Raw genomic sequence first — 20,824 nt, 5'->3', positions numbered from 1 at the left:
CCCCGATCAGAGCGTGTGGACGCTCTCGAGTCGCTGGTGACGGCGGAGTTCAAGGACGCCCTGTTCATGGACGAGGACGAGGAGCTCCCGTTCGAGAGCCCCTTCTTCGAACTGGGTCTGACCTCGCTGCGACTCACCGAGATCAAGGAGCGTCTGGAGACGCTGCTCGGCGGCGAGATCGACACCAACGCACTGTTCAACAGCCCCACCGTGGCCCAGCTGCTGATCCACCTCACCAGCGACGTGCTGCCAGACCTCTTCGCCGGTACGTGAGCACGGAACCTTCGTCGCCGCACCGCCACCGCTACCCAGGGAAAGGAGGCACGGCAGTGCCAGACACTTCCGCGCCTGCGCAAGACCGGCTCCCCGCCGCCACCACCGCCAGCCAGTCACAGCAGGAGCCGGTCGCCATCATCGGTGTCGGCCTGCGGTTCCCAGGCGGGAACGACACCCTCGAAGGCTTCGACGAGTTCCTGCGCACCGGCAGCTCCGGCATCGTCCCGGTGCCCGAGGAGCGCTGGGACAAGTCGGTGTTCGCTCCGACCGGTGAGGAGGACCGCGGCAAGGTCCGCACCACCAGCGGCGGCTTCCTGGACGGGATCGACCAGTTCGACGCCCAGTTCTTCAACATCTCGCCGAAGGAGGCCCAGTACGTCGACCCCCAGCAGCGCATCCTGCTGGAGACCGTCTGGTCCGCCCTCGAGGACGCCAACGTCAACCCGGCCACCCTGCGGCACGGCAACGGCGGCGTCTACATCGGCACCAGCTCGATCGACTACGCGCTGGAGCTCGACTCCCTCCCGTACGAGGAGCTGGACGGCCACCTCGCCTCCGGCATCACCGCGTTCCCGATCTCCGGGCGGGTCTCGTACTTCCTCGGCTGGCGCGGGCCCAGCATGAGCATCGACACCGCCTGCGCCTCCTCGCTGACCGCGCTGCACCTGGCGGTCGAAGGGCTGCGCCGCGGCGAGTGCGACATCGCCCTGGCCGGCGGGGTGAACATCCTGCACCACCCCCGGATCTTCGTGATCTTCTCGAACGGCAACATGCTGGCCCCCGACGGCCAGTGCAAGACCTTCGACGAGTCGGCCAACGGCTACTCCCGGGCCGAGGGCGCCGGGGCGCTGGTCCTCAAGCGGCTCTCCGACGCGCAGCGCGACGGCGACCGCATCCTCGCCGTGGTGCGCGGCACCGCGATCGGCCAGGACGGCGAGAGTGCCGGCCTGACGGTGCCCAACGGCACCGCGCAGGAGACCGTGATGCGCACCGCCCTGGCCAACGCGGGCCTGGAGCCGGGCGACGTCCAGTACGTCGAGGCGCACGGCACCGGCACCCCGCTGGGCGACCCCATCGAGATGGGCGCGATCTGCGACGTCTTCGCCGACTCGCACACCAAGGACGACCCGCTGGTGGTCGGCTCGGTGAAGACCAACATCGGCCATGCCGAGCCCGCCGCCGGCGTGGTCGGCGTGGTCAAGACCGTGCTCCAGCTGCGGGCGAGCACGATCTACCCGCACCTCAACTTCAGCACCCCGTCCCCGCGCATCCCGTGGGACCGCTACGCGGTGACCGTGCCGACCGAGTGCCGTCCGTGGGACGCCGAGGTCAAGCGGGCCGCGATCAACAGCTTCGGCTTCGCGGGCGCCATCGCGGCGGCCGTCCTGGAGGAGGCCCCGCCCACCGCCGGTGAGGCGCAGCAGGCCACCGTCACCGGCGGCCACGTCTTCACGCTGTCCGCCAAGAACCGCAAGAGCCTGGCGCACCAGGTCGAGGCGTACCGGACCTTCCTCGCCGAGAACCCGGACGCGCCGGTCGGGGACATCGCCTACACCGGCAACGTCGGCCGCAGCCACTTCAACCAGCGCGTCGCCGGGGTCGTGCACGACCGCGCCGAGCTGGCCGCCTTCCTGGACAAGCAGGCGGCCGCGCTGGAGAAGGAGAAGAAGAGCGGTGGCGACTTCCGCAAGGTGGCCTTCCTGTTCACCGGGCAGGGTTCGCAGTACGTCGGCATGGGCAGCGCGCTCTACGAGCAGTTCCCGGTCTACCGCGAGCAGGTGGACGAGTGCGACCGGCTCTTCGCCCCGCTGCTCGGCCGCTCCATCAAGGACATGGTCCTCGGGCACTCGGACGACGCCGAGGAGATCCACCAGACCCGCTACACCCAGCCGGCACTGTTCACTGTCGAGTACGCACTCGCCAAGCTCTGGCTGTCCTGGGGAGCCCGGCCCAACGCGCTGATCGGCCACAGCATCGGCGAGGTGGTGGCCGCCGCCGTGGCCGGCCTCTTCAGCCTGGAGGACGCCGTCACCCTGGTGGCGGCCCGCGCCCGGCTGATGCAGTCGGTGACCGCTCCGGGCGGCATGGCCGCGGTCGCCGCGCCCGCCGACGAGATCGCCCCGCTGCTGGAGAGCTACCCCGACCTCGCGATCGCCGGCATCAACTCCCCGCAGCAGTGCGTGGTCTCCGGCGGCGAGGACTCCCTCACCGCGCTCGGTGCCGAGCTCACCGCGCAGGGCCTGAAGGTCAGCCGGCTCTCGGTCTCGCACGCCTTCCACTCGCCGCTGATGGCCGAGGTGTACGACGAGTTCCGGGCCGCCATCGCGCACATCACCTACCGCGAGCCGGTCTTCACCCTGATCTCCAACGTCACCGGCCAGGTCGCCCGCCCGGCCGAACTGTCCACGCCCGACTACTGGGTGCGGCACATCGGCGCCCCCGTCGACTTCCTCGCCGGGATGCGGACCCTGGAGCGCCGGGGCAAGCACGTCCTGATCGAGCTCGGCCCCTCCCCGACGCTCACCAGCCTCGCCCGGCAGTGCGTCACCCCGCAGGACCACCGCTGGCTGAGCAGCCTGCACCGCGACGACACCGACGGCAGCACGCTGCGCGCGGCCGTCGCCCAGTTCTACACCGCCGGACTCCCCTTCTCCTGGGCCGAGTTCCACCGCGGCCGGGAGGGGCGGCGCACCCCGCTGCCGCACTACGTCTTCGACCGCAAGCGCTACTGGCTGCCCTTCAAGGGCGAGCGCCACGGTCTCGGCTCCCGGCAGGCGTCCGGCGAGATCAGCCACCCGCTGCTCGGCGCCGAGATCACCACGCCGGAGCAACTGGCGGAGGGCGTACGCGAGTTCTCCACCCGGCTGTCCGCCGAGAACCCGGCCTACCTGGTCGACCACAAGGTCGCCGGTCAGGTCGTCTTCCCCGGCACCGGTTACCTGGAGACCCTGCTGGCCCTGCAGGACGCCGTGCACGGGGAGACCCGGCGCGCGATCCAGGACGTCACGATGCGCGAGGCGCTGTTCCTTCCCGAGGAGGGCGCCGTCGAACTGCGTACCCGGGTACGGCAGTTGCCCGACGGCACGGCCTCCGTGGAGGTCGTCAGCCTGGTCGGCGCGATCGAGCGGCTGCACACCACCGCCACGCTGGCCGCCGAGCCGGCGGCCGACCCGGCCCTCGCCCTGGAGCTGCGCGCCCTCGTGGACGCGGCCGGCGAGCCGGACGACGCCCTCGGCTCGGACGAGGTCTACGCCGCGTACTCGGGCGCGGGCCTGGACTACGGCCCGTGGTTCCGCCGGATGGGCCGGGTCGACCGGTACGGCGAGGACCTCGCCGTCGGCGAGCTGCAGGGCCTGGCCGCCGGTGCGCTCGAGCACATCCCGCCGGCCCTGCTGGACGCCGCCACCCACGCCTTCGCGGCGGTGGGCGACGACGGCAGCAGCTACCTGCCGGTGCGCTTCGGGAGCTTCCGGCTCTTCAAGAAGCCCAAGGCCGAGCAGCTGCGCGCGGTGCTGCGCCGGGGCGCGGCCGACCACCCCGAGGTGGACGTCTCGCTGGACCTGGTGGTCCTGGAGGGCGAGCAGCCGGTCTTCGAGCTGCGCGGCCTCGGGCTCAAGCGGATCGCCGACCCCGGCCGCCGCAAGCGGCACTTCCTGCACGAGCTGCGCTGGGTCAAGCGCTCGCTGGTGGCCCAGGGCGGCCTCGGCGCCCGGCATGCGCTGCTGGTCGGCCGGACCGCCGAGGAGCTCGCCGAGCTGGCCGCGGCGGCGCCCGGGGCGGAGGTGCGGCTCAGCTTCGCCGAGAACCCGGCCGCGGTCGCCCAGGCCCTGCGCGAGGGCCAGGTGACCGACGTCGCCTGGTTCTGGCGGGCGGGATCGGACGACCTGCGGGCCGAGAGCGAGCGCAACTACCGCGAGCTGCTCGAGCTGCTGGCCGTCCTCGACCAGGAGGGCTTCGGCCGCAACCAGCGGCTCTGGCTGGTGACCGAGCAGGGTCAGCAGCTGCCGGGCGACCTCGTGACGGCCCAGGGCCCGTCGGCCGCGGCCAGCCTCTGGGGCTTCGGCCACGTGGTGCTCAACGAGAGCCCGGTGTACCGGACCACGATGGTGGACCTGCCTGCCGAGGGCGGGGCGCAGGGCCTGCTGGACGAGTGGACCTCGCGGGACAGCGGCGAGTTCCAGGTGGCGTTCCGCGGCGGCCACCGCCACGTACGGCGCCTGCTGCCCCGCGCCGGCGAGACCGGGGACGGCAACGTCGAGCTGGCGGTCAAGGAGTACGGCCAGTTCTCCGGGATCAAGGTGGTGCCCGCCGAGGACGTCACCCCGGTCGGGGACCAGATCCAGGTGGAGGTCGAGGCCGCCGGCCTCAACTTCAAGGACGTGCTCAACGCGCTCGGCCTGCTCAAGGAGTTCGGCGAGCAGCCGCTCGGCTTCGAGTGCGCGGGCACCGTGGTGGCCACCGGCCCCGACGCCGGCTTCCGGGTCGGCGACCAGGTCATCGTCAACTACCTGGGCGTCTTCAAGCGCCGGATCACCGTCCCCTCGGCGGTGGCGGTGCGCAAGCCGGCCGCGCTCAGCATGACCGACGCCGCGGCGCTGATCTCGGTGTACGTCACCGCGTACTACGCCCTGCACCAGCTGGCCGGAATGAAGGCCGGTGACCGGGTGCTGGTGCACGCCGCCGCCGGTGGTGTCGGCCAGGCCGCGGTGCAGCTGGCCAAGCTGGCCGGGGCCGAGGTCTTCGCCACCGCCAGCCCGCACAAGTGGCCGCTGCTGCGGTCGCAGGGCGTGGAGCACCTGATGAACTCCCGCACGCTGGACTTCGCCGAGGAGATCGAGCGGATCACCGGTGGCGCCGGCGTGGACATCGTCCTCAACAGCCTCAACAAGGACTACATCCCGGCGGGCATGCGCGCCCTCGGGCAGGGCGGCCGGTTCATCGAGCTGGGCAAGGTCGGCGCCTGGACGCCGGAGCAGGTCAGCGCCGAGCGCCCGGACGTGACGTACCACAACTTCGACCTCAGCGAGCTGCCCGAGGAGCAGCTGATCCCCGTCAACCAGGAGATCATGGGCCGGATCGTGGCCCTGGTCGAGGCCGGTGAACTCCCGGCGATCCCGGCCACGGTGTACAGCCTGGACGAGGTCGAGGAGGCCTTCGGGGTCCTCAGCCGCGGCGCCAACATCGGCAAGCTGGTGCTGAGCTTCACCGATCAGCACGCCCCGGCGGCGCGCGAGGTCACCGTCCGGCCCGACCGCACCTACCTGATCACCGGCGGCCTGGGCGCCCTGGGCCTGGTGACGGCGCAGAAGCTGGTCGACCTGGGGGCCAGGCACATCGCCCTGGTGGGGCGTCGCTCGGCGGCCGCCGAGGACGTCGTCCACCTGGAGAAGCGGCTGCGCGAGCGCGCCGAGGTGACGGTGTTCCAGGGCGATGTGGCCGAGCCGGCCGACGTCGCCAGGATCTTCGCCGAGCTGCGGCAGCACCCTCCGGTGGGCGGCATCGTCCACTCGGCGGGCACCATCGCGGACAAGCCGGTGACCGCCCTCACCTGGGAGGACATCGACCAGGTGTTCCGGCCCAAGGTGTACGGCAGCTGGCTGCTGCACGAGGCCGCGGCGGACCTCCCCGAGCTGGAGTTCTTCGTCGGGTACTCCTCGGCGGCCGCGGTGATCGGCGCCCAGACCCAGGGCAACTACGCGGCGGCCAACGCCTTCCTGGACGACCTGATGATCCGCCGGTCCCGCCAGGGGCTGCCCGGGCTGAGCATCAACTGGGGCCCGTGGGGCGAGGTCGGCATGTCGGCCCGGCTCAGCGATCAGCTGATCAGGCGCTGGGAGGACGAGGGCGTCCGGCTGTTCACCCCCTCCCGGGGTACCAGGGCGCTGGCCCAGCTGCTCGGCGCGCCGGTGGCCCAGGTGGTGGCGGGCGAGTGCGACTGGGACACCTTCACCGCGTCCAAGCCGGTGGACAACGCGCTCTACCGGGAGCTGCTGCACGAGGGCGGCGCCGCGGTCCGCGGCCTCGACCTGGACGCGCTGCTCCTGCTGCCGGCCGAGGAACGCGCCGCCGCCGTGGACGAGTTCGTCCGCGCCCGGGTCGCCGATGTGCTGCACATCGAGGACGTGGACACGGTGGACTCCAACACGGCCTTCGGCCAGCTGGGTCTGGACTCGCTGATGGCGGTGGAGCTCAAGAACGGCCTGGAGACGGCCTTCCGGGTCCCGCTGCCCTCGACGATCGCCTTCGACTTCCCCTCCGCCGGGCTGCTCGCCGAGTTCATCGACCAGCAACTCTCCCCCGCACCGGAGCAGGCCGCCGCCTGAGCGCGCGGTACTCCGTCCGGTGAACGCCTCCGGGACCGCGAACCCTCGCGCGGTCCCGGAGGCGCACCCGCCTTCCGACGTCCGGCTTGCGGCCGGACCCGAGACCCATCGGATGCGAATGCCATGAACGACCACAGTCTGCGTACCCTCGCCGCGAGATCCGCCCATCACGCCGTGCACCGGGCCGACCATCCGGCCGTCATCTGCGAGGACCGGCAGCTCAGTTACGCCGAGCTGCACCGCGAGAGCAACCGCACCGCCCACGCCCTGCGCGCGGCCGGCCTGGAGCGCGGCTCCCGGGTGGCGTACCTGGGCCGGGAGTCCGAGCACTTCTTCGACATCGCCCTCGGCTGCGCCAAGAGCGGCGCCGTCGTCCTCGGTGTGAACTGGCGGCTGACGGCGGCCGAGATCGACCACATCCTGCGCGACTCGACCGCCGAACTGCTCTTCGTGGAGCGGGAGTTCCTGGCGGTCGCCGAGCGCGTCCGCCCGGAGCTGCCGACCCTGCGCGCGGTGGTCGCGATCGACACGCCGGAGGAGCGGTACGCCGGCTTCCACGCCTGGAAGGCCGGCCACCCCGACACCGACCTCGACCCCGGGACCGGCCCGGACGACGCGGTGGTGCAGATCTACACCAGCGGCACCACCGGCCTGCCCAAGGGCGCGGTGATCGCGCACCGGGCCTTCTTCACCTACATCGAGGAGACCGCCAAGGCCGGGAACGACTGGATCGACTGGCGGCCGGACGACATCAGCCTGATCGCCTTCAGCGGCGCCAGCGCGGCCGGTATGGGCTGGTTCATGCACGGCTTCAACGTCGGCGCCACCAACGTGGTGATGCGGCAGTTCATCGCCTCCGACGCCGTCCGGCTGGTCGAGCAACTCGGCATCACCACCACCTTCGTGGCCCCCGCGATGCTGGAGATGATGCTCGCCGAGACCACGGCCGACCTGCCCTTCCGGTCGCTGCGCAAGGTCGTGTACGGCGGCGCACCGATCGGCCGCGAGCTGCTGGAGCGGGCGCTGACCAGGGTGGGCAGCGAGTTCGCGCAGCTGTACTGCAGCACCGAGACCGGCAGCATCGTGACCGTGCTGCCGCCGGTCGACCACGTCCCCGGCAGCCCGCTGCTGGGCTCGGCGGGCCTGGCCTGCCCCGGCAACGAGGTCAAGATCACCGACAAGGAGGGCCGGACGCTTCCCCCCGGCACCCCCGGCCAGGTCTGCATCCGGACGCCCGCCGGCTTCCTCGGCTACTGGAACCGGCCGGAACAGACCGGCGAGACGCTGGTCGACGGCTGGATCCGGATGGGCGACGCCGGCCTCCTGGACGAGAACGGCTACCTCTTCCTGCTCGACCGGATCAACGACACGATCATCGTGGCCGGCCAGAACATCTACCCGGTCGAGGTCGAGAACGCCCTGCGCGAGCACCCCGCCGTGGCCGAGGCCGCGGTGGTCGGGGCCCCGCACCAGCGCTGGGGCGAGGCGGTGCACGCCTTCGTGGTGCCGCACCAGGACCAGCGGGTCCGCGCCCGCGAGCTGCTGCTCTTCCTGCGCGACCGGCTCGCCGACTTCAAGATCCCCACGGGCTACGACTTCGTCGACGCCCTGCCCCGCAACCCCAACGGCAAGGTGCTCCGCCGCGTGCTGCGCGAGGAACTGCAGCAGCGGGCGACGGAGCGCCGGTCCGCCTGAATCCCACCATGAGGAGTGCCCCATGAACCAGTGGCTCCAGCCCGCCGAGACCGACCCCGAGGCCCCGCTGCGGCTGTTCCTGTTCCACTACGCCGGCGGCGGCGCCTCGATGTACCGGGACTGGCCGCCGCTGCTGCCGGGCGACATCGCCTACCAGTGCATCCAGATGCCCGGCCGTCAGGAGCGCCGTACGGAGGCGGCGTTCACCGACATCGAGCCGCTGGTCGACATGATGGCCGAGCAGATCGCGGCCGACCTGGACGACCGCCCGTTCGCCTTCTTCGGCCACTGCATGGGCGGCCAGCTGGCCTACCGGACGGCGGTGGCCCTGGAGCGGGCGGGCGAGCGCGGCCCCTCGCTGCTGGGCGTCGCCTCCTGGGCGCCGGAGGGCTTCCACACCGTGCCGCCGGAGCAGGCCGACCGGCCGCAGGCGGAGATCCTGGAGTGGATGGGCAGCCTGGGATCGATGCCCGAGGAGATCCTCCAGGACAAGGAGATGCTGTCGATGCTGATCCCGGTGATGCGGGCGGACCTCCAGGTCTGCGCGAGTTACCGGGACGACGCCGCCGCGGTGTCCTGCCCGGTGGTGACGTACAGCGCCAAGACGGACCCGCTGGTGGAGTCCGCGGCGATGGCCTCCTGGCGCAGCCGTACGCCCGACTACCTGGGCAACAGCGAATTCGTGGGCGGGCACTTCTTCATCCACGACGAGGCGCTGGCCATCTCCGCCGACTTCACCCGGCTGATGCGGCGCTATGCGGGAGCGGTGACGCGCTAGCGGGCACACGGAAGGGGGCCGGTCTCGGTGAGGCCGGCCCCCTTCCGTGTGCCCGCTAGAACGCCGGGGGCTTGTCTATGAACTGGTACGAGCCGGCCACCCGGCCGTCCTCGGCGAGCACGAAGAAGTTGGAGCCGATCGAGGCGGCCTCGCCGTTCTCGGTGGAGACCAGGACCCAGCCGAACTTCACCGTGTGGTGGTGGCCCACCGCGTCGTTCGACGATCTGAAGGCGAAGCTGCCGCGCTCCGCGTAGTACTGCTGGGCGAAGGCGACCTGCTCGGCGATCGCCTGGTGGCCGCGCACGTGCACGACCTCGTTGACGTACTCCCCGTCCTCGGTCCACAGTTCCGCGACGGCGGCGCGGACGAGATCCGGGTCCTTCTCGTTCCACAGGGCGACGTAGCGGTCGGCGAGCTCGTTGTACCCGGCCATGGCGGGTCTCCTCTCGTTGGGTGCCTGGTGTGTCAGGTGGTGGTCGGGTGAGAACCCGGCGGCCAGCAGCAGCCGGTCCCACTCCGGCGGCGGCAGGGCCAGGTGCTCGGCCAGCCGGCGGACCATGCCCCGGCTGGGGGCCGAGCGGCCGGTCTCCACGAAGCTGAGGTGCCTGGTGGAGACCTCCGCCCGGATGGCGAGTTCGCCTTGCGTGAGCCGGCGCTGCTCGCGCCAGTGCCGCAGCAGCTCGCCCACCGGGCGGCGGATGTGGGCGTGGCCGCTCCGGCGGCCGACGCCGTTCATATAACTGGTACTCATGTGGCGGTCGCCGTCCCCGTTCTGGCTCTCCACGATCGGTCCAGGTAGCCGGAACGGCCGCACGGAGAACCCGTACGGCCGCTCCGACGCCCCTCTCACTTACCGGTGTTGCCTCGCGGCAGCAGCTGGACGATGGCGGCGAGCACCACGCCGATCCCGATCGAGTAGAAGAGGCTGAGCTGGAAGGCGTGCGCGTAGGTGGCCGGACCCGCCGACAGGTCGAGGGCGTTGTAGAAGATCAGGCCGATCAGCGCCACGCCCAGGGCGTTGCCGATCTGCAGTGCGGTGGACAGGACGCCGGACGCGGCGCCCGCGTACTGCGGGTTGATCCGGGTGAGCACGGTGGCCGCCAGGGGCGCGACCGCCATACCCATGCCCGCACCGTCGAGCACCAGGCCGGGGACCAGCCACCAGACGCTGCCGCCGACACCGATCTGGTGCACCTCGACGCCGACCAGGACCAGGCCGACCGAGCAGAGCAGACCGCCCAGCGCGAGCACCTGGCGCCCGAGCTTGGCCGCGATCTTGTGCGCGGTGGTCGAGGTGACCAGGTACCCGGCACCGATCGCCACGAAGACCACACCGGCCTCCAGAGCGTCCAGGCCCCGGCCGAACTGGATGTACAGCGCGAAGACCAGGAAGAACGAGGCCTGGCCCATCCAGAAGACCAGCTGGGCCAGCAGGCCCGCGGTGAAGGCCCGGTCGGTGAACATCGAGAGGTTGACCAGCGGGGAACCGCCCTTGGCCGTCAGCGCACGCTCGTACAGCGCGAAGGCCAGGAACAGCACCACGGAGCCGACCAGCGACGCCTCGGTCCACAGCGGCCAGCCCTGCTCACGGCCCTGGATCAGCGGCAGCACCAGGGCCACCAGCGCACCGGTGACCAGCACCATGCCGACCAGGTCGAGCTTGGACTTGACCGGCGACTTGGACTCCGGCACGTACTTGAAGGTCAGCAGCAGCGCGACGATGCCGATCGGAAGGTTGATCAGGAAGCAGGAACGCCACCCGAGGTCGAAGAGGTCGGCCTTCATCAGCAGACCGCCGATGAGCTGGCCGAAGACCGCGGCCAGGCCCATCGCCAGGCCGTACATGCTGAAGGCCCGGAGCTGGGCCGCGCCCTGGTAGACGGTCCGCAGCACGGCGAGGACCTGCGGCGACATCAGCGCCGCGGTCGCACCCTGGGCGAGGCGAGCCACGACCAGGAAGCCGGCGCTGGGAGCGACGCCGCAGAGCACCGAGGTGAGGGTGAACAGCGCCAGGCCGGTCGCGAACATCGCACGCCGGCCGAAGATGTCACCCAGCCGCCCGCCGGTGATCAGGCCGGCGCCGTACGTCAGGCCGAAGCCCGCGACGATCCACTGGATCGCCGAGGCGCTGGCCTTGAGGTCCTGCTGTGCCGAGGGGATGGCGACATTGACGATGAAGAAGTCGAGCGTGGCCATGAAGACGCCCGTGAGGACAATCCACATGGCCCCGGGGCCGGCGGCCGGCGGTGTCTGCGGCGGAGCGGGCTGCGCCGCCGCCACTTCTGGATTGGCATTAGTGGTCATGTGGAACTCCTGATCGATCATGGTTGCCGGCCTTCGCGGAAATGCGAGCCCGACGGGATTGGGAGGCCGACGGGATACCGGCCTCAGTGCCTCCATGTCGGTGACGCGGAAACAGGCATGAAGCCTTCGACCGCCCACGTATCAGAAACTCCCACGCGCCATGCAGGGGCGGCCAGTGATCCGCGCATCGATCAGATGTGAAAATCTCATGCCTGACACCAGGGCCCGCGACACCGTCACGCGAACGGTGCCAGCAGGCCCTGACGCCACGCTGACGCGACCCTGACACAGACCTGTCAGGTCAGGTCAGGCCGGGAGGATGTCGAAGAACTGGTAGTCGTACCGGATCCGGCCGTCCTCGTCGACGATGATGAAGTCGACGCCGCCCATCGACACCTCGTCACCACCGGCCGCCGGCACCATCTCCCAGGTGAAGCGCACCGAGTTGTTGTTGACGTCGGGCTTGCCGTTCGCGCCGACCCGGAACTTGAAGCCCTTGGTGACGAACTGCTCGTACACCTCGGTCACGACGGCCTCGATCGCCTCGTATCCACGCAGCGCGGCCTGCGGGAACACGTGCTCGCCGTCCTCCGTCCACAGCGAACGGATCTGGGCGCTGCGGCTCTCGGCGTCCGTCTCGTTCCAAACCGCGATATAGCGGTCGACGAGCTTCTCGAAGTCGGTCACAGCCAATTTCCTCTCTCCATCGGTAAAGTTCCGATGGCTCAAGGCTCGCAGCGCAAATGCGTCGCGTCGATTACGCCGGAGGTAATGCGCACAGCCGCCGGGGAGGAGGTCCGGCTGAGCTCAAGCGGGGCTCCAGGTGACGGTGTGACTCTCCGGACCGCCGCCACCCGGTACGGATGGGACGGCCTTCTCGAACGGGAGAGCCAATGAAGTTCACAGTTCTGGGATCCGTCGGGGCCGTCGTGGACGGCCGATTCAGCGCCATCTCGGGCACCCGGCAGCGCATCCTGCTGGCCACCCTGCTGATCAGGGCCGGCCGGCTGGTACCGACCGAGCAGCTCTACACCGAGCTGTGGGGCGACAATCCCCCCGACACCGTGGAGAACGCCCTGCAGGCCCACGTCTCCCGGCTGCGGCGCACCCTGCGGCAGCTCGCCGGCAGCTCGCCGGCGGCACCGGCGCTGATCACCCAGGCGTCCGGCTACGTCCTCGACGTCGCCCCCGACGATCTGGACATGAGCGTGTTCCGCGACCGCCTCACCCGCTCCAGGCTCGCGGTGGAGAACGACCCGGCGCAGGCAGGCCGGCTGCTGGACGAGGCGCTGTCCCTCTGGCAGGGCGCGCCGCTGCAGGACGTCACCGCAAGTGCGCTCTGCCGCAGCGTGGCCCTCCAGCTGGACGAGGAGTACCTGGCGGCCCTGGAGGACAAGCTGGAGCTGGGCATCCGCTGCAACCAGCCGGCATCGACGATCAGCGAGCTCCGGCGGCTGAGCGTCATCCACCCGTGGCGGGAGCGGATCACCGAGCTGCTGATGCTGGCCCTGTACCTCTCCGGCCGCCAGGCCGAGGCGGTCGAGGCCTACAACACGGCCCGTACCAGGCTGATCGACGAGCTCGGCATGGAGCCGTCGCCGCAGCTCAAGCGGCTCTTCCGGGAGATCCTCAACCAGGAGCCCTCGCTGCACCTGCCCTCCCCGCCGCAGCTCCAGCCGGTCTGAGCATCCGTCAACCGCGAAGGGCCCGCCGGAGATCCGGCGGGCCCTTCGCGTTGGCTCAGCGCTCGGTACCGCCACCGGGCAGCAGCCGGCGGAAGCCCGTGTACGGCACCAGCGCCTCGGGCAGCAGCACCGAGCCGTCGGGCTGGACGCCCTGCTCCAGCAGAGCCGCCAGGGTGCGGCCGATCGGCAGGGCCGAGCCGTTCAGGGTGGCCACCGGCACCTTTCGGCCGTCGGCGCTGCGGTACCGGACACCCGCGCGGCGGGCCTGGAAGGTCCCGCAGTCCGAGACCGAGGACACCTCGCGGAAGGCCCCGCTGCCGGGCATCCAGACCTCGAGGTCGTACGTCATCCGGGCGGAGAAGCCCATGTCGCCGGCCGGCAGCAGCATCACCCGGTACGACAGCCCCAGGCGCTCCAGGCACTCGGAGGCCTGGCGGACCATCAGCTCCAGCTCGTCCTGGGCCTTCTCGGGTTCACAGATCCGGACCAGCTCCACCTTTCCGAACTGGTGCAGCCGCAGGATGCCCCGGGTGTCCCGGCCGTAGGCTCCGGCCTCGGCGCGGTAGCAGGGGGTGTGGGCGGTGAACGCCAGCGGCAGCGAGCGCGGGTTCAGCAGCTCCCCGGCGACCAGGTTGGTGAGCGGCACCTCGGCGGTCGGGATCAGGAACAGCTCCCGGCCACCGACCGAGGTGGCGAACAGCTCCTCCTCGAACTTGGGCAGCTGCCCCGTCGCCGTCATGGTCTCCCGGGTGACCAGGTGCGGGACGGAGTACTCGGTGTACCCGTGCTCGGTGGTGTGCAGGTCGAGGAAGAACGCCGCCAGCGCCCGCTCCAGCCGGGCACCCGGACCGGCGGCCACGCTGAAGCGGGCCCCCGAGAGCCTGGCCGCCCGGGTGCTGTCCAGAATGCCCAACTCGGCGCCGACCTCGGCATGGTGGCGTGACTCGGCGGCGTCGCGGACCGGCGGCCCGCCCCGGCGCACCTCGACCGCCTCCTTCTCCGAGTCACCGTCGGGGACGGAGTCGAGCGGCAGGTTGGGGATCTGCAGCAGCAGCTCGGTGAGCTCCTGCTCGGCGGTCCGCACCTCGGCCTCTGCGGTCTGCACCTTCTCCCGCAGCAGCCGCGACTCCTCGCGGTCCGCCTCCGAGGGCCCCTGGGCACCGGCCTGCCGCGGACGCGAGGACGCCCGCTTGAGCTCGGAGCGCAGCAGGGCCACCTCGTCCAGGCCGGCGGCGCGGCGGCGATGCGCGGCCCACAGCCCGTCCAGGTCCAGTTGGTACCTGCGGCGGGCGAGCCGGCGGGTGGCCTCCGGCCCCTGATCGATCAGCTCACGTACGTCGTGCACAGGGCTCTCCTTCACGGATCGTCAGTCAGTTGCACTCTCACCGCCGCAGCGCTTGGGCACCCGATCGGCCATGCAGCACCCGGGGGCGCGGGGCTCTGCTCGATCAACTGCGCGCGCGACCAGCCCTCTACGGAGGTGCATGGTCTGTCGCGCAGTTCCCCGCGCCCCTGAGGAGCTGCTCCCACCTGCGAGGAACCGCGGGGACCGGTCCTCTACGGAGGCGCCTGGCCGGCAGCGCAGTTCCCCCGCGCCCCTGGGGAGCTGCCCCTAAGCGAGAACGGGTTCCGGGGTTTCCACGGCCGGAGTCCGGTCGGGCTCGGCGCTGCGGTGGGTCTGGGCCAGGTTGCGGTAGCGGTCGGGCTTGGCGGACTTCAGCCAGGCGGCGTAGACCAGGCCGATCACGGCCAGTGCCGGGAGCACCCAGGGGAGCTGGCCGACCACGGCGGACTGCGTACCGGTCAGCAGGTCGAAGTTCCCGACCACCAGCCAGACCGTGGCCGCCAGGCCCAGGAAGCCGAGCAGCGGCGCGACCGTCCCCTGCCACCAGCCGAGCCCGGGGGCCCGGCGCCGCAGCCCGAGCACGGAGAGCGCGGCGAGCGCCTGCAGCACCACGATGCCCAGCGTGCCGAGGCCCAGCATGCTGGTCGTCATGTCGGCGTACGGGTCCAGGCCGGCCACCGCGAAGCCCGTCGCGGCGAGCGCGTTGACCACGCTCTGCACGAGGCTCGCCCGGTGCGGCGCACCGTACTTGGGGTGTACGGCGCCCAGCCCGGCAGGCAGCAGCCCGTCGTCGGCGAGCACCTGGGCGTAGCGGTTGGCCGCGCTGTGCAGGGCCAGTGTCGCGGCGAAGAGGCTGGTGCAGAGCATCACCTCGAGCAGCGTGGCTCCCGTGCTGCCCAGGTAGTCGGTGCCCAGGCCGAAGAACAGGTTCCCCATCTGCTCGGTGGCCGTGCTGCGCACGCTGTCGCTGCCGACCGCGCCGACCGCGACCCAGCTGGTGAGCGCGTAGAAGCCGGCGATGAGCAGGACGGCGATGTACGTGGCACGCGGCACGCTGCGCTTGGGGTCCTTGGCCTCCTTGCCGTAGAGCGCGGCCGACTCGAAGCCGATGAAGGAGACGAAGGCGAACATGACCGAGACGCCCAGCCCCTGGCCGAACACCTCCTTGGGCGCGAAGGAGGCCGCGGGCAGGGCGTGGATGCCGTGCCTGGCCAGCACCGCCAGGTCCAGGACGAAGAGGATGCCGATCTCACCCAGCATCAGGACCGCCAGCACCCGCGCGCTGATCGCGATCTCCCGGTAGCCGAGGACGGCGACGGCGGCCACGCCCACGCCCGCGCACAGCTCCCAGGGGACGTCGATGCCGTGGCCGGCCAGCACCAGCTTGGTGAAGTAGCCCAGCGCGCCGACCAGTCCGACGGTCGCGCAGTTGTAGGCGAGGACGGCGAGGAAGCCGCCCGAGACCGCCGTCGGGCGGCCGAGGCCGTCGGCGATGGAGGCGTAGAAGCCGCCGGAGCCTCCGGTACGCCGGGCGCTCACGGCGTACCCGACCGAGAAGCAGAGCAGGGTCGCGCCGGCGAAGACGAAGGCGGCGGGGACGCCCGCGCCGTTGCCGATCGCGAAGGCCAGCGGCACCGTACCGACCATGGCGGACAGCGGCGCCGCGGCGGCGACGATCAGGAAGACGATGTGGCCGGTGCCCAGGCGCGCCGCGGCGCCGGGTCTGGCGGGTGAGGTGCTGCTGGATGACATGAGGATTCTCCAAGGGGAGGGGAGACTGCCGGTCAGGCAGCGGCTATCGCCAACACGGCGTTCTGGCCGCCGAATCCGAAGGAGTTGCTCAGGGCGAGGTCGACTCGCTGCGCGGTCGCCGCGGTGGCGACCGTGATGTCGAGCCGGGGATCGAGGGTCTTCAGGTTGGCGGTGGGCGGGACGAGGCCCTGTTCGATGGTGAGGACGCTGAACACCGCCTCCACCGCGCCAGCCGCGCCCAGCAGGTGGCCGGTCGACCCCTTGGTGGAGGTCACCAGCGGGGAGCCGGGGAGCACCCGTTGCAGCATCCGGGCCTCGGCCAGGTCGTTCAGCGGGGTCGAGGTCCCGTGTGCGTTGACGTGCCGGACGTCGCCCGGTGCGGCACCGGCGTCGGCCAGTGCGGCCCGTACGGCGGCCTCCACGCCCACCCCCTCGGGGTGCGGGGTGGTCATGTGGTGGGCGTCCGCGCTCGAGCCGTACCCGACCACCCGGGCGCGGACGCGGGCGCCGCGCGCCCGCGCGTCGGCCGTGCGCTCCAGGACGAGCACGCCGCTGCCCTCCCCCGCGACGAAGCCGTCACGGTCGGCGTCGAACGGGCGGGAGGCCGAGCCCGGGTCGTCCTCCCGCTTGGAGAGGGCGCCCATCTGGGCGAAGCCGGCCATGACCAGTGGGGTGATCATGGCCTCGCTCCCTCCCGCCAGCACGATGTCGCAGCGGTCCAGCAGCAGCAGGTCCCGCGCGGTGCCGATCGCGGTCGCGCCGGAGGCGCAGGCGGTGGCGACCACCAGGTTGGGGCCGGTGGCGCCGAACTCGATGGCCGTCTGACCGGCCAGCATGTTGGGCAGCTGCATGGGGAGCAGCAGTGGGGAGACCTTGGCCGGGCTCTGCTCGACCAGGATCCGGTGCTGCTCCTCGACCGTGCCGGGGCCGCCGTCCGCGCAGCCCAGCACGACGCCCACCCGGGCGCCGTCCCAGGTCTGCGGGTCGAGCCCGGCGTCGGCGATCGCCTCCCGGGCGGCGACCAGGGCGAACTGCGTGAAGCGGTCCAGGCGGTGGGCCCGGCGGCCGCCCAGCAGCGCGCCGGGGTCGAAGTCCGGCACCCGGCAGGAGATCTTCACCGGGTTGTGCTCGAGAACGGGGTCGTGGGCGGCGGTGGGCCGCCCTTCGCAGACCGCCGCCCAGCTCGGCCCGACCCCGATGCCTCCCGGGGTGACCAGGCCGAGCCCGGTGACGGCGATGTCGTGACGGTCCATCAGACCTTCAGGCTCCGGCTCTCGATCAGCTCGGCCATCTCGCCGATGGTCTCGGCCTCCAGCAGTTCGTCGTCGCTGATGGTGATGCCGAGCTCGTTCTCCAGCACCAGTGACAGCTCGACGACGGCCAGCGAGTCGAGCTCGATGTCGTCCTTGGTGGACTCCGGCGTGACCTGCTCCGGGGTCACCTTGAGCTTGCTGACCAGGATTTCCTTCAGGGTGTCGAACATGGTGGTTCCTTTCGATGCGGAAGGGTCGAGGTGCTCTGTTCCTCAGGTCCGGAGTTGGGGCCACACGACGGTCGCGGCGCCCCAGGCGAGGCCGCCGCCGAAGGCGGTGAGCAGCACCCGCTGACCGGCGGCCAGGCTGCCGTCGGCCGCCGACTCGGAGAGCAGCACCGGGATCGAGGCGACGCCGGTGTTGCCGACCCGCTCGATGTTGGAGAGCTGCCGCTCGGCCGGGATGCCGAGCCGCTCGGCGACGGCCGCGAGGATGCGGGCGTTGGCCTGGTGGGCGGCGAAGCGGTCGACGTCCTCCAGGGTCCAGCCGGCCGCGGCGACGGCCTGCTGGGAGGCGCTGGTCATCCGTTCCACCGCGTGGCGGTAGATGTCCCGGCCGCGCATCTTGAAGTACTCGTCGCCGGGCTCGGGTTCGCGGCCCGAGGACCGCTGGCGGGAGCCGCCGGCCGGCACCTCGATCAGGTCGCTGAGCTCGCCGTCGCTGCCCAGCACCACCGGGCCCAGCGCGCCGGGTTCGTCCGCGTTCCCGGCCCGCAGGACCACCGCGCCGGCGCCGTCCGCGAAGATGACGGCGGTGCTGCGGTCCTGCGGGTCGATGATGGTGGTGAAGGCGTCGGCGGCGATCAGGAGCACCCGGTCCGCGGTGCCGGCGGCGATCAGCCCCGCACCGGTGGCCAGGGCGTAGAGGAATCCGCTGCACACGGCCGAGACGTCGAAGGCCGCGACACCGCCCAGCCCGAGCCTGGCCGCCACGTCGGGGGCGGTGGCCGGGCAGGGGCGGTCGGGGGTGGTGGTGGCCAGCACGACCGCGTCCACCTGGGACTCGTCGGCGGACTTCAGCGCCCGCCGCCCGGCCTCCACCGCCAGGTCGGAGGTGGCCATGCCGGGCGACACGACGTGGCGGGTGGAGATGCCGGTACGGGTGCGGATCCACTCGTCCGAGGTGTCCAGTCGGGCCGTCAGGTCCTCGTTGGTCACCAGCTGCGGCGGCAGGTAGGAGCCGATCCCGGCGATCACCGCGGCCCGGCCGGCCGCCGCGGTCATGACCCGTCCCCGGAGACACCGGTGAGGAGTTCGAGCGGGATGCCCATGTAGGCCATCCGGCTCTCGGCCATCTCGTCGGTCCAGCGCTCGGCCATGTCGTAGCGCTGGTCCGGGGTGGTGTCCAGCATCCGTACGCCGGGCCAGATCTCGTAGTCGCCGATCAGGTCGGCGTGCTGGTGCATGCCCTCCTGGAACAGCTCCTCGCGGTGGATGACGAACTCCCGGTCCGGCACCTCGTCCCAGAGCTTGCGCCCGGCGGCCAGGATCTCGGCCAGCCGCGGCCGGTACTCCGGGTGCTTCACCAGGTGGTCGCGCAGGATGGTGGCGGCCACGGTGAGGTGGCGGATCTCGTCGATGCCGGTGCCGCGCGAGATCTCGCCGGTCGCCGGGGACAGCGGGGTCCACTTGCGCTCGCTGAGCTCGGCGGCCGGGGCGAGCACGCCCTCGATGACGATGGCGAAGACCGCCACTCCCCCGGCGAAGTCGCCCTGGTCGCGGATGATCTCCAGGGTGAAGTCCTCCACCGGCTGCAGCACCCGGCGGCGGTAGTCGGCGGCCATCTCGTCGATGTCGCGGAGCAGGGTCTCGGCGGGCAGGCCCAGCTCGACCAGGTGGTTGCGGAAGACCCGGGCGTGGCGGGCCTCGTCGATCAGCTGGGTGGCGTAGAACTCCAGCTCGGGGATCCCGGGGGCGGCGGCCACGTAGTGGGCGAGGAGCCGGGTGGCGATCTCCTCCGACAGGCCGCGGTACCCGAACTCCAGCACCAGGGCGTCGCGCAGCGGGCCCGGCTTGCGCAGGAAGTCCGGTACCAGGGCGTCCTTGTGGTGTCCGGTCTCGCCGCGCTCGCGCAGGGTGCCCTGCGCCACCTCGGTGATCCAGTACGCGAGGTTGCACTCCTCGGGGCCGAGGGTGAGATCCTTCGCACCGTCGAGCAGTCCGGGAGCCTCGTTCCAGTCGGCCTCCCGTGCCACGGAAACACTCATGGTGCCGTGTTCTCCTTCTTGGTGGGCGTGTCGTTCCTGGGTGCGACGGGGTTCAGGGCGCCGGCGAACAGGCCTCCGGCGAAGCTGAGCAGCGGGTCACCGTCGCCGGTGACGGCGTGGACCACCCGGCCCAGCAGGACCTCGTGGTCGCCGACCACCGTCGAGCCGACGAGCCGGCAGGTGTAGTGGGCCAGCGCCCCCTCCAGCAGCGGAGCGCGGCCGTACGGGTCGGCGTGCCACGGCAGCCCGGCGAACTGCTCGGCGCCGTCCGGGCGGGAGCTGTCGGCGAACCAGCGGGCCACCGGGCCCTGGGTGCCGCCGAGCACGTTGACCGAGAACCGGCCCTCGGCGGCGGCGAGTTCGGCGAAGACCGAGCCGGCCTTGAGGCAGGCGCCGAGGATCAGCGGGCTCAGCGAGACGGTGGTGACCGTGCTGACCGTGGTCCCGTGCAGCCGGTCCGAGTGGCTGACCGTCAGCACCGAGACCGGCGAGGCCAGGTGGCGCAGCGCCCGGCGGCGCTGGGCCGGGTCCGGGGCCGGCCGGCCGCCGGACCGCAGCGACTGCGCGGTCCGCGGCTCGGCTGCGACGCTCACCGCACCGCCTCGGCAGTGGCCCGCTCGGGCGTGCGCTCGGCGAGCGGCTTGACGATCCGGATGTGGCCGACCGGGGTCGGCTCGATCGCGTGGCCCACCGGCTTGGGGTGGTCCAGGCCGAGGTCGTCCAGCAGCCGCAGGTAGCCCTGCTGCCGTACGGGCTCGAAGGGGAGCGCGAAGGACTTCATGAAGTTGCCGAAGATGCCGCGGTCGCCGAAGAGGTGGAACGGCAGGACCAGCAGCGCCCACTCGGGCTTCACCAGCCAGCACCACAGCGCGGCGACCGCGCCCTGGGTGATCAGGCTGTGCATGGTGTTGTAGAGGACGTAGTACACCTTCGAGATCGGCCGGCCGCCGCTCTTCTTGAAGGCGATGGCGCCGGGGATGTAGCCGATCAGGTCGATGTAGAGGAACAGCCCGATGGCCGGCAGCCACCGGATGTCGCCGAGGTGGGCGATGATGAAGCCCGTGGTCACCGCGAGGGCGACGAGGTACTCCGCCCGGTGCAGGGAGTAGGTTCTGGGGCTCTCGAAGGGGTTGGCCTGGTCCACGGT

16 protein-coding genes are annotated in these 20,824 nt (G+C 71.7%); 5 read left to right on the top strand and 11 right to left on the bottom strand.

The features are described 5' to 3' along the window. Nucleotides 1-15: 15 nt before the first annotated feature. The 4 genes from FB465_RS23240 to FB465_RS23225 all read left to right on the top strand — a co-directional run bounded on the left by FB465_RS23240 (nucleotide 16) and on the right by FB465_RS23225 (nucleotide 9,072). Nucleotides 16-273 (top strand): acyl carrier protein, encoded by a 258-nt coding sequence (locus tag FB465_RS23240; protein WP_246192794.1) that lies wholly within the window; start codon nucleotides 16-18, stop codon nucleotides 271-273. Between the two features lie 56 nt (nucleotides 274-329). Beyond that, complete coding sequence (locus FB465_RS23235) at nucleotides 330-6,599, top strand: type I polyketide synthase (RefSeq protein ID WP_145793451.1); 6,270 nt, start codon at nucleotides 330-332, stop codon at nucleotides 6,597-6,599. 123 nt (nucleotides 6,600-6,722) lie between these two features. Further along, nucleotides 6,723-8,294, top strand: coding sequence for a long-chain-fatty-acid--CoA ligase (locus FB465_RS23230; protein WP_145793450.1), 1,572 nt, complete (start codon nucleotides 6,723-6,725; stop codon nucleotides 8,292-8,294). 22 nt (nucleotides 8,295-8,316) lie between these two features. After that, nucleotides 8,317-9,072 (top strand): thioesterase II family protein, encoded by a 756-nt coding sequence (locus FB465_RS23225; protein ID WP_145793448.1) that lies wholly within the window; start codon nucleotides 8,317-8,319, stop codon nucleotides 9,070-9,072. A 55-nt stretch (nucleotides 9,073-9,127) separates the two neighbouring features. Here the strand turns inward: FB465_RS23225 and FB465_RS37070 are convergent, their stop codons facing one another. From FB465_RS37070 to FB465_RS23210, 3 genes are all read right to left on the bottom strand, one after another. Then, nucleotides 9,128-9,823 (bottom strand): helix-turn-helix domain-containing protein, encoded by a 696-nt coding sequence (locus FB465_RS37070; protein WP_246192793.1) that lies wholly within the window; start codon nucleotides 9,821-9,823, stop codon nucleotides 9,128-9,130. A 95-nt stretch (nucleotides 9,824-9,918) separates the two neighbouring features. Next, nucleotides 9,919-11,376 (bottom strand): MFS transporter, encoded by a 1,458-nt coding sequence (locus FB465_RS23215; RefSeq protein ID WP_211785843.1) that lies wholly within the window; start codon nucleotides 11,374-11,376, stop codon nucleotides 9,919-9,921. 306 nt (nucleotides 11,377-11,682) lie between these two features. Then, nucleotides 11,683-12,063, bottom strand: coding sequence for a nuclear transport factor 2 family protein (locus FB465_RS23210; RefSeq protein WP_170290671.1), 381 nt, complete (start codon nucleotides 12,061-12,063; stop codon nucleotides 11,683-11,685). Nucleotides 12,064-12,269: 206 nt separating this feature from the next. Between FB465_RS23210 and FB465_RS23205 the strand changes: the two genes are divergently transcribed. Then, complete coding sequence (locus FB465_RS23205) at nucleotides 12,270-13,061, top strand: AfsR/SARP family transcriptional regulator (protein ID WP_145793444.1); 792 nt, start codon at nucleotides 12,270-12,272, stop codon at nucleotides 13,059-13,061. Between the two features lie 55 nt (nucleotides 13,062-13,116). Here FB465_RS23205 and serS read toward each other — a convergent pair whose 3' ends face one another. The 8 genes from serS to FB465_RS23165 form a co-directional block, all read right to left on the bottom strand. Next, a complete protein-coding gene (serS, locus tag FB465_RS23200; protein WP_145793442.1) occupies nucleotides 13,117-14,406 on the bottom strand; it encodes a serine--tRNA ligase in 1,290 nt (429 codons plus the stop codon). A gap of 267 nt (nucleotides 14,407-14,673) precedes the next feature. Beyond that, nucleotides 14,674-16,158 (bottom strand): APC family permease, encoded by a 1,485-nt coding sequence (locus FB465_RS23195; RefSeq protein ID WP_145793440.1) that lies wholly within the window; start codon nucleotides 16,156-16,158, stop codon nucleotides 14,674-14,676. Between the two features lie 32 nt (nucleotides 16,159-16,190). Beyond that, nucleotides 16,191-17,411 (bottom strand): beta-ketoacyl-[acyl-carrier-protein] synthase family protein, encoded by a 1,221-nt coding sequence (locus tag FB465_RS23190; protein ID WP_145793438.1) that lies wholly within the window; start codon nucleotides 17,409-17,411, stop codon nucleotides 16,191-16,193. Then, nucleotides 17,411-17,641, bottom strand: a complete 231-nt coding sequence (locus FB465_RS23185) for an acyl carrier protein (RefSeq protein ID WP_145793436.1) — start codon at nucleotides 17,639-17,641, stop codon at nucleotides 17,411-17,413. Before FB465_RS23185 ends, FB465_RS23190 begins: the two co-directional genes overlap by 1 nt. Before the next feature lie 42 nt (nucleotides 17,642-17,683). Next, nucleotides 17,684-18,694 carry a beta-ketoacyl-ACP synthase III gene (locus FB465_RS23180; protein WP_145793434.1) on the bottom strand — a complete coding sequence of 337 codons (1,011 nt, stop codon included), beginning with the start codon at nucleotides 18,692-18,694 and terminating at the stop codon, nucleotides 17,684-17,686. After that, complete coding sequence (locus tag FB465_RS23175) at nucleotides 18,691-19,677, bottom strand: ferritin family protein (RefSeq protein ID WP_145793432.1); 987 nt, start codon at nucleotides 19,675-19,677, stop codon at nucleotides 18,691-18,693. The genes FB465_RS23180 and FB465_RS23175 overlap by 4 nt, the downstream gene beginning before the upstream one ends. Then, entirely contained in the window at nucleotides 19,674-20,270 is a 597-nt protein-coding gene (locus FB465_RS23170; RefSeq protein WP_246192792.1) for a flavin reductase family protein, read from the bottom strand. Before FB465_RS23170 ends, FB465_RS23175 begins: the two co-directional genes overlap by 4 nt. Beyond that, nucleotides 20,267-20,821, bottom strand: coding sequence for a hypothetical protein (locus tag FB465_RS23165; RefSeq protein ID WP_145793430.1), 555 nt, complete (start codon nucleotides 20,819-20,821; stop codon nucleotides 20,267-20,269). Before FB465_RS23165 ends, FB465_RS23170 begins: the two co-directional genes overlap by 4 nt. Nucleotides 20,822-20,824 lie beyond the last annotated feature (3 nt).

The sequence above is a fragment of the Kitasatospora atroaurantiaca genome (genome assembly GCF_007828955.1).
Classification (GTDB): Bacteria; Actinomycetota; Actinomycetes; order Streptomycetales; family Streptomycetaceae; genus Kitasatospora; species Kitasatospora atroaurantiaca.
This window is presented reverse-complemented; position numbering and strand designations above follow the sequence as displayed.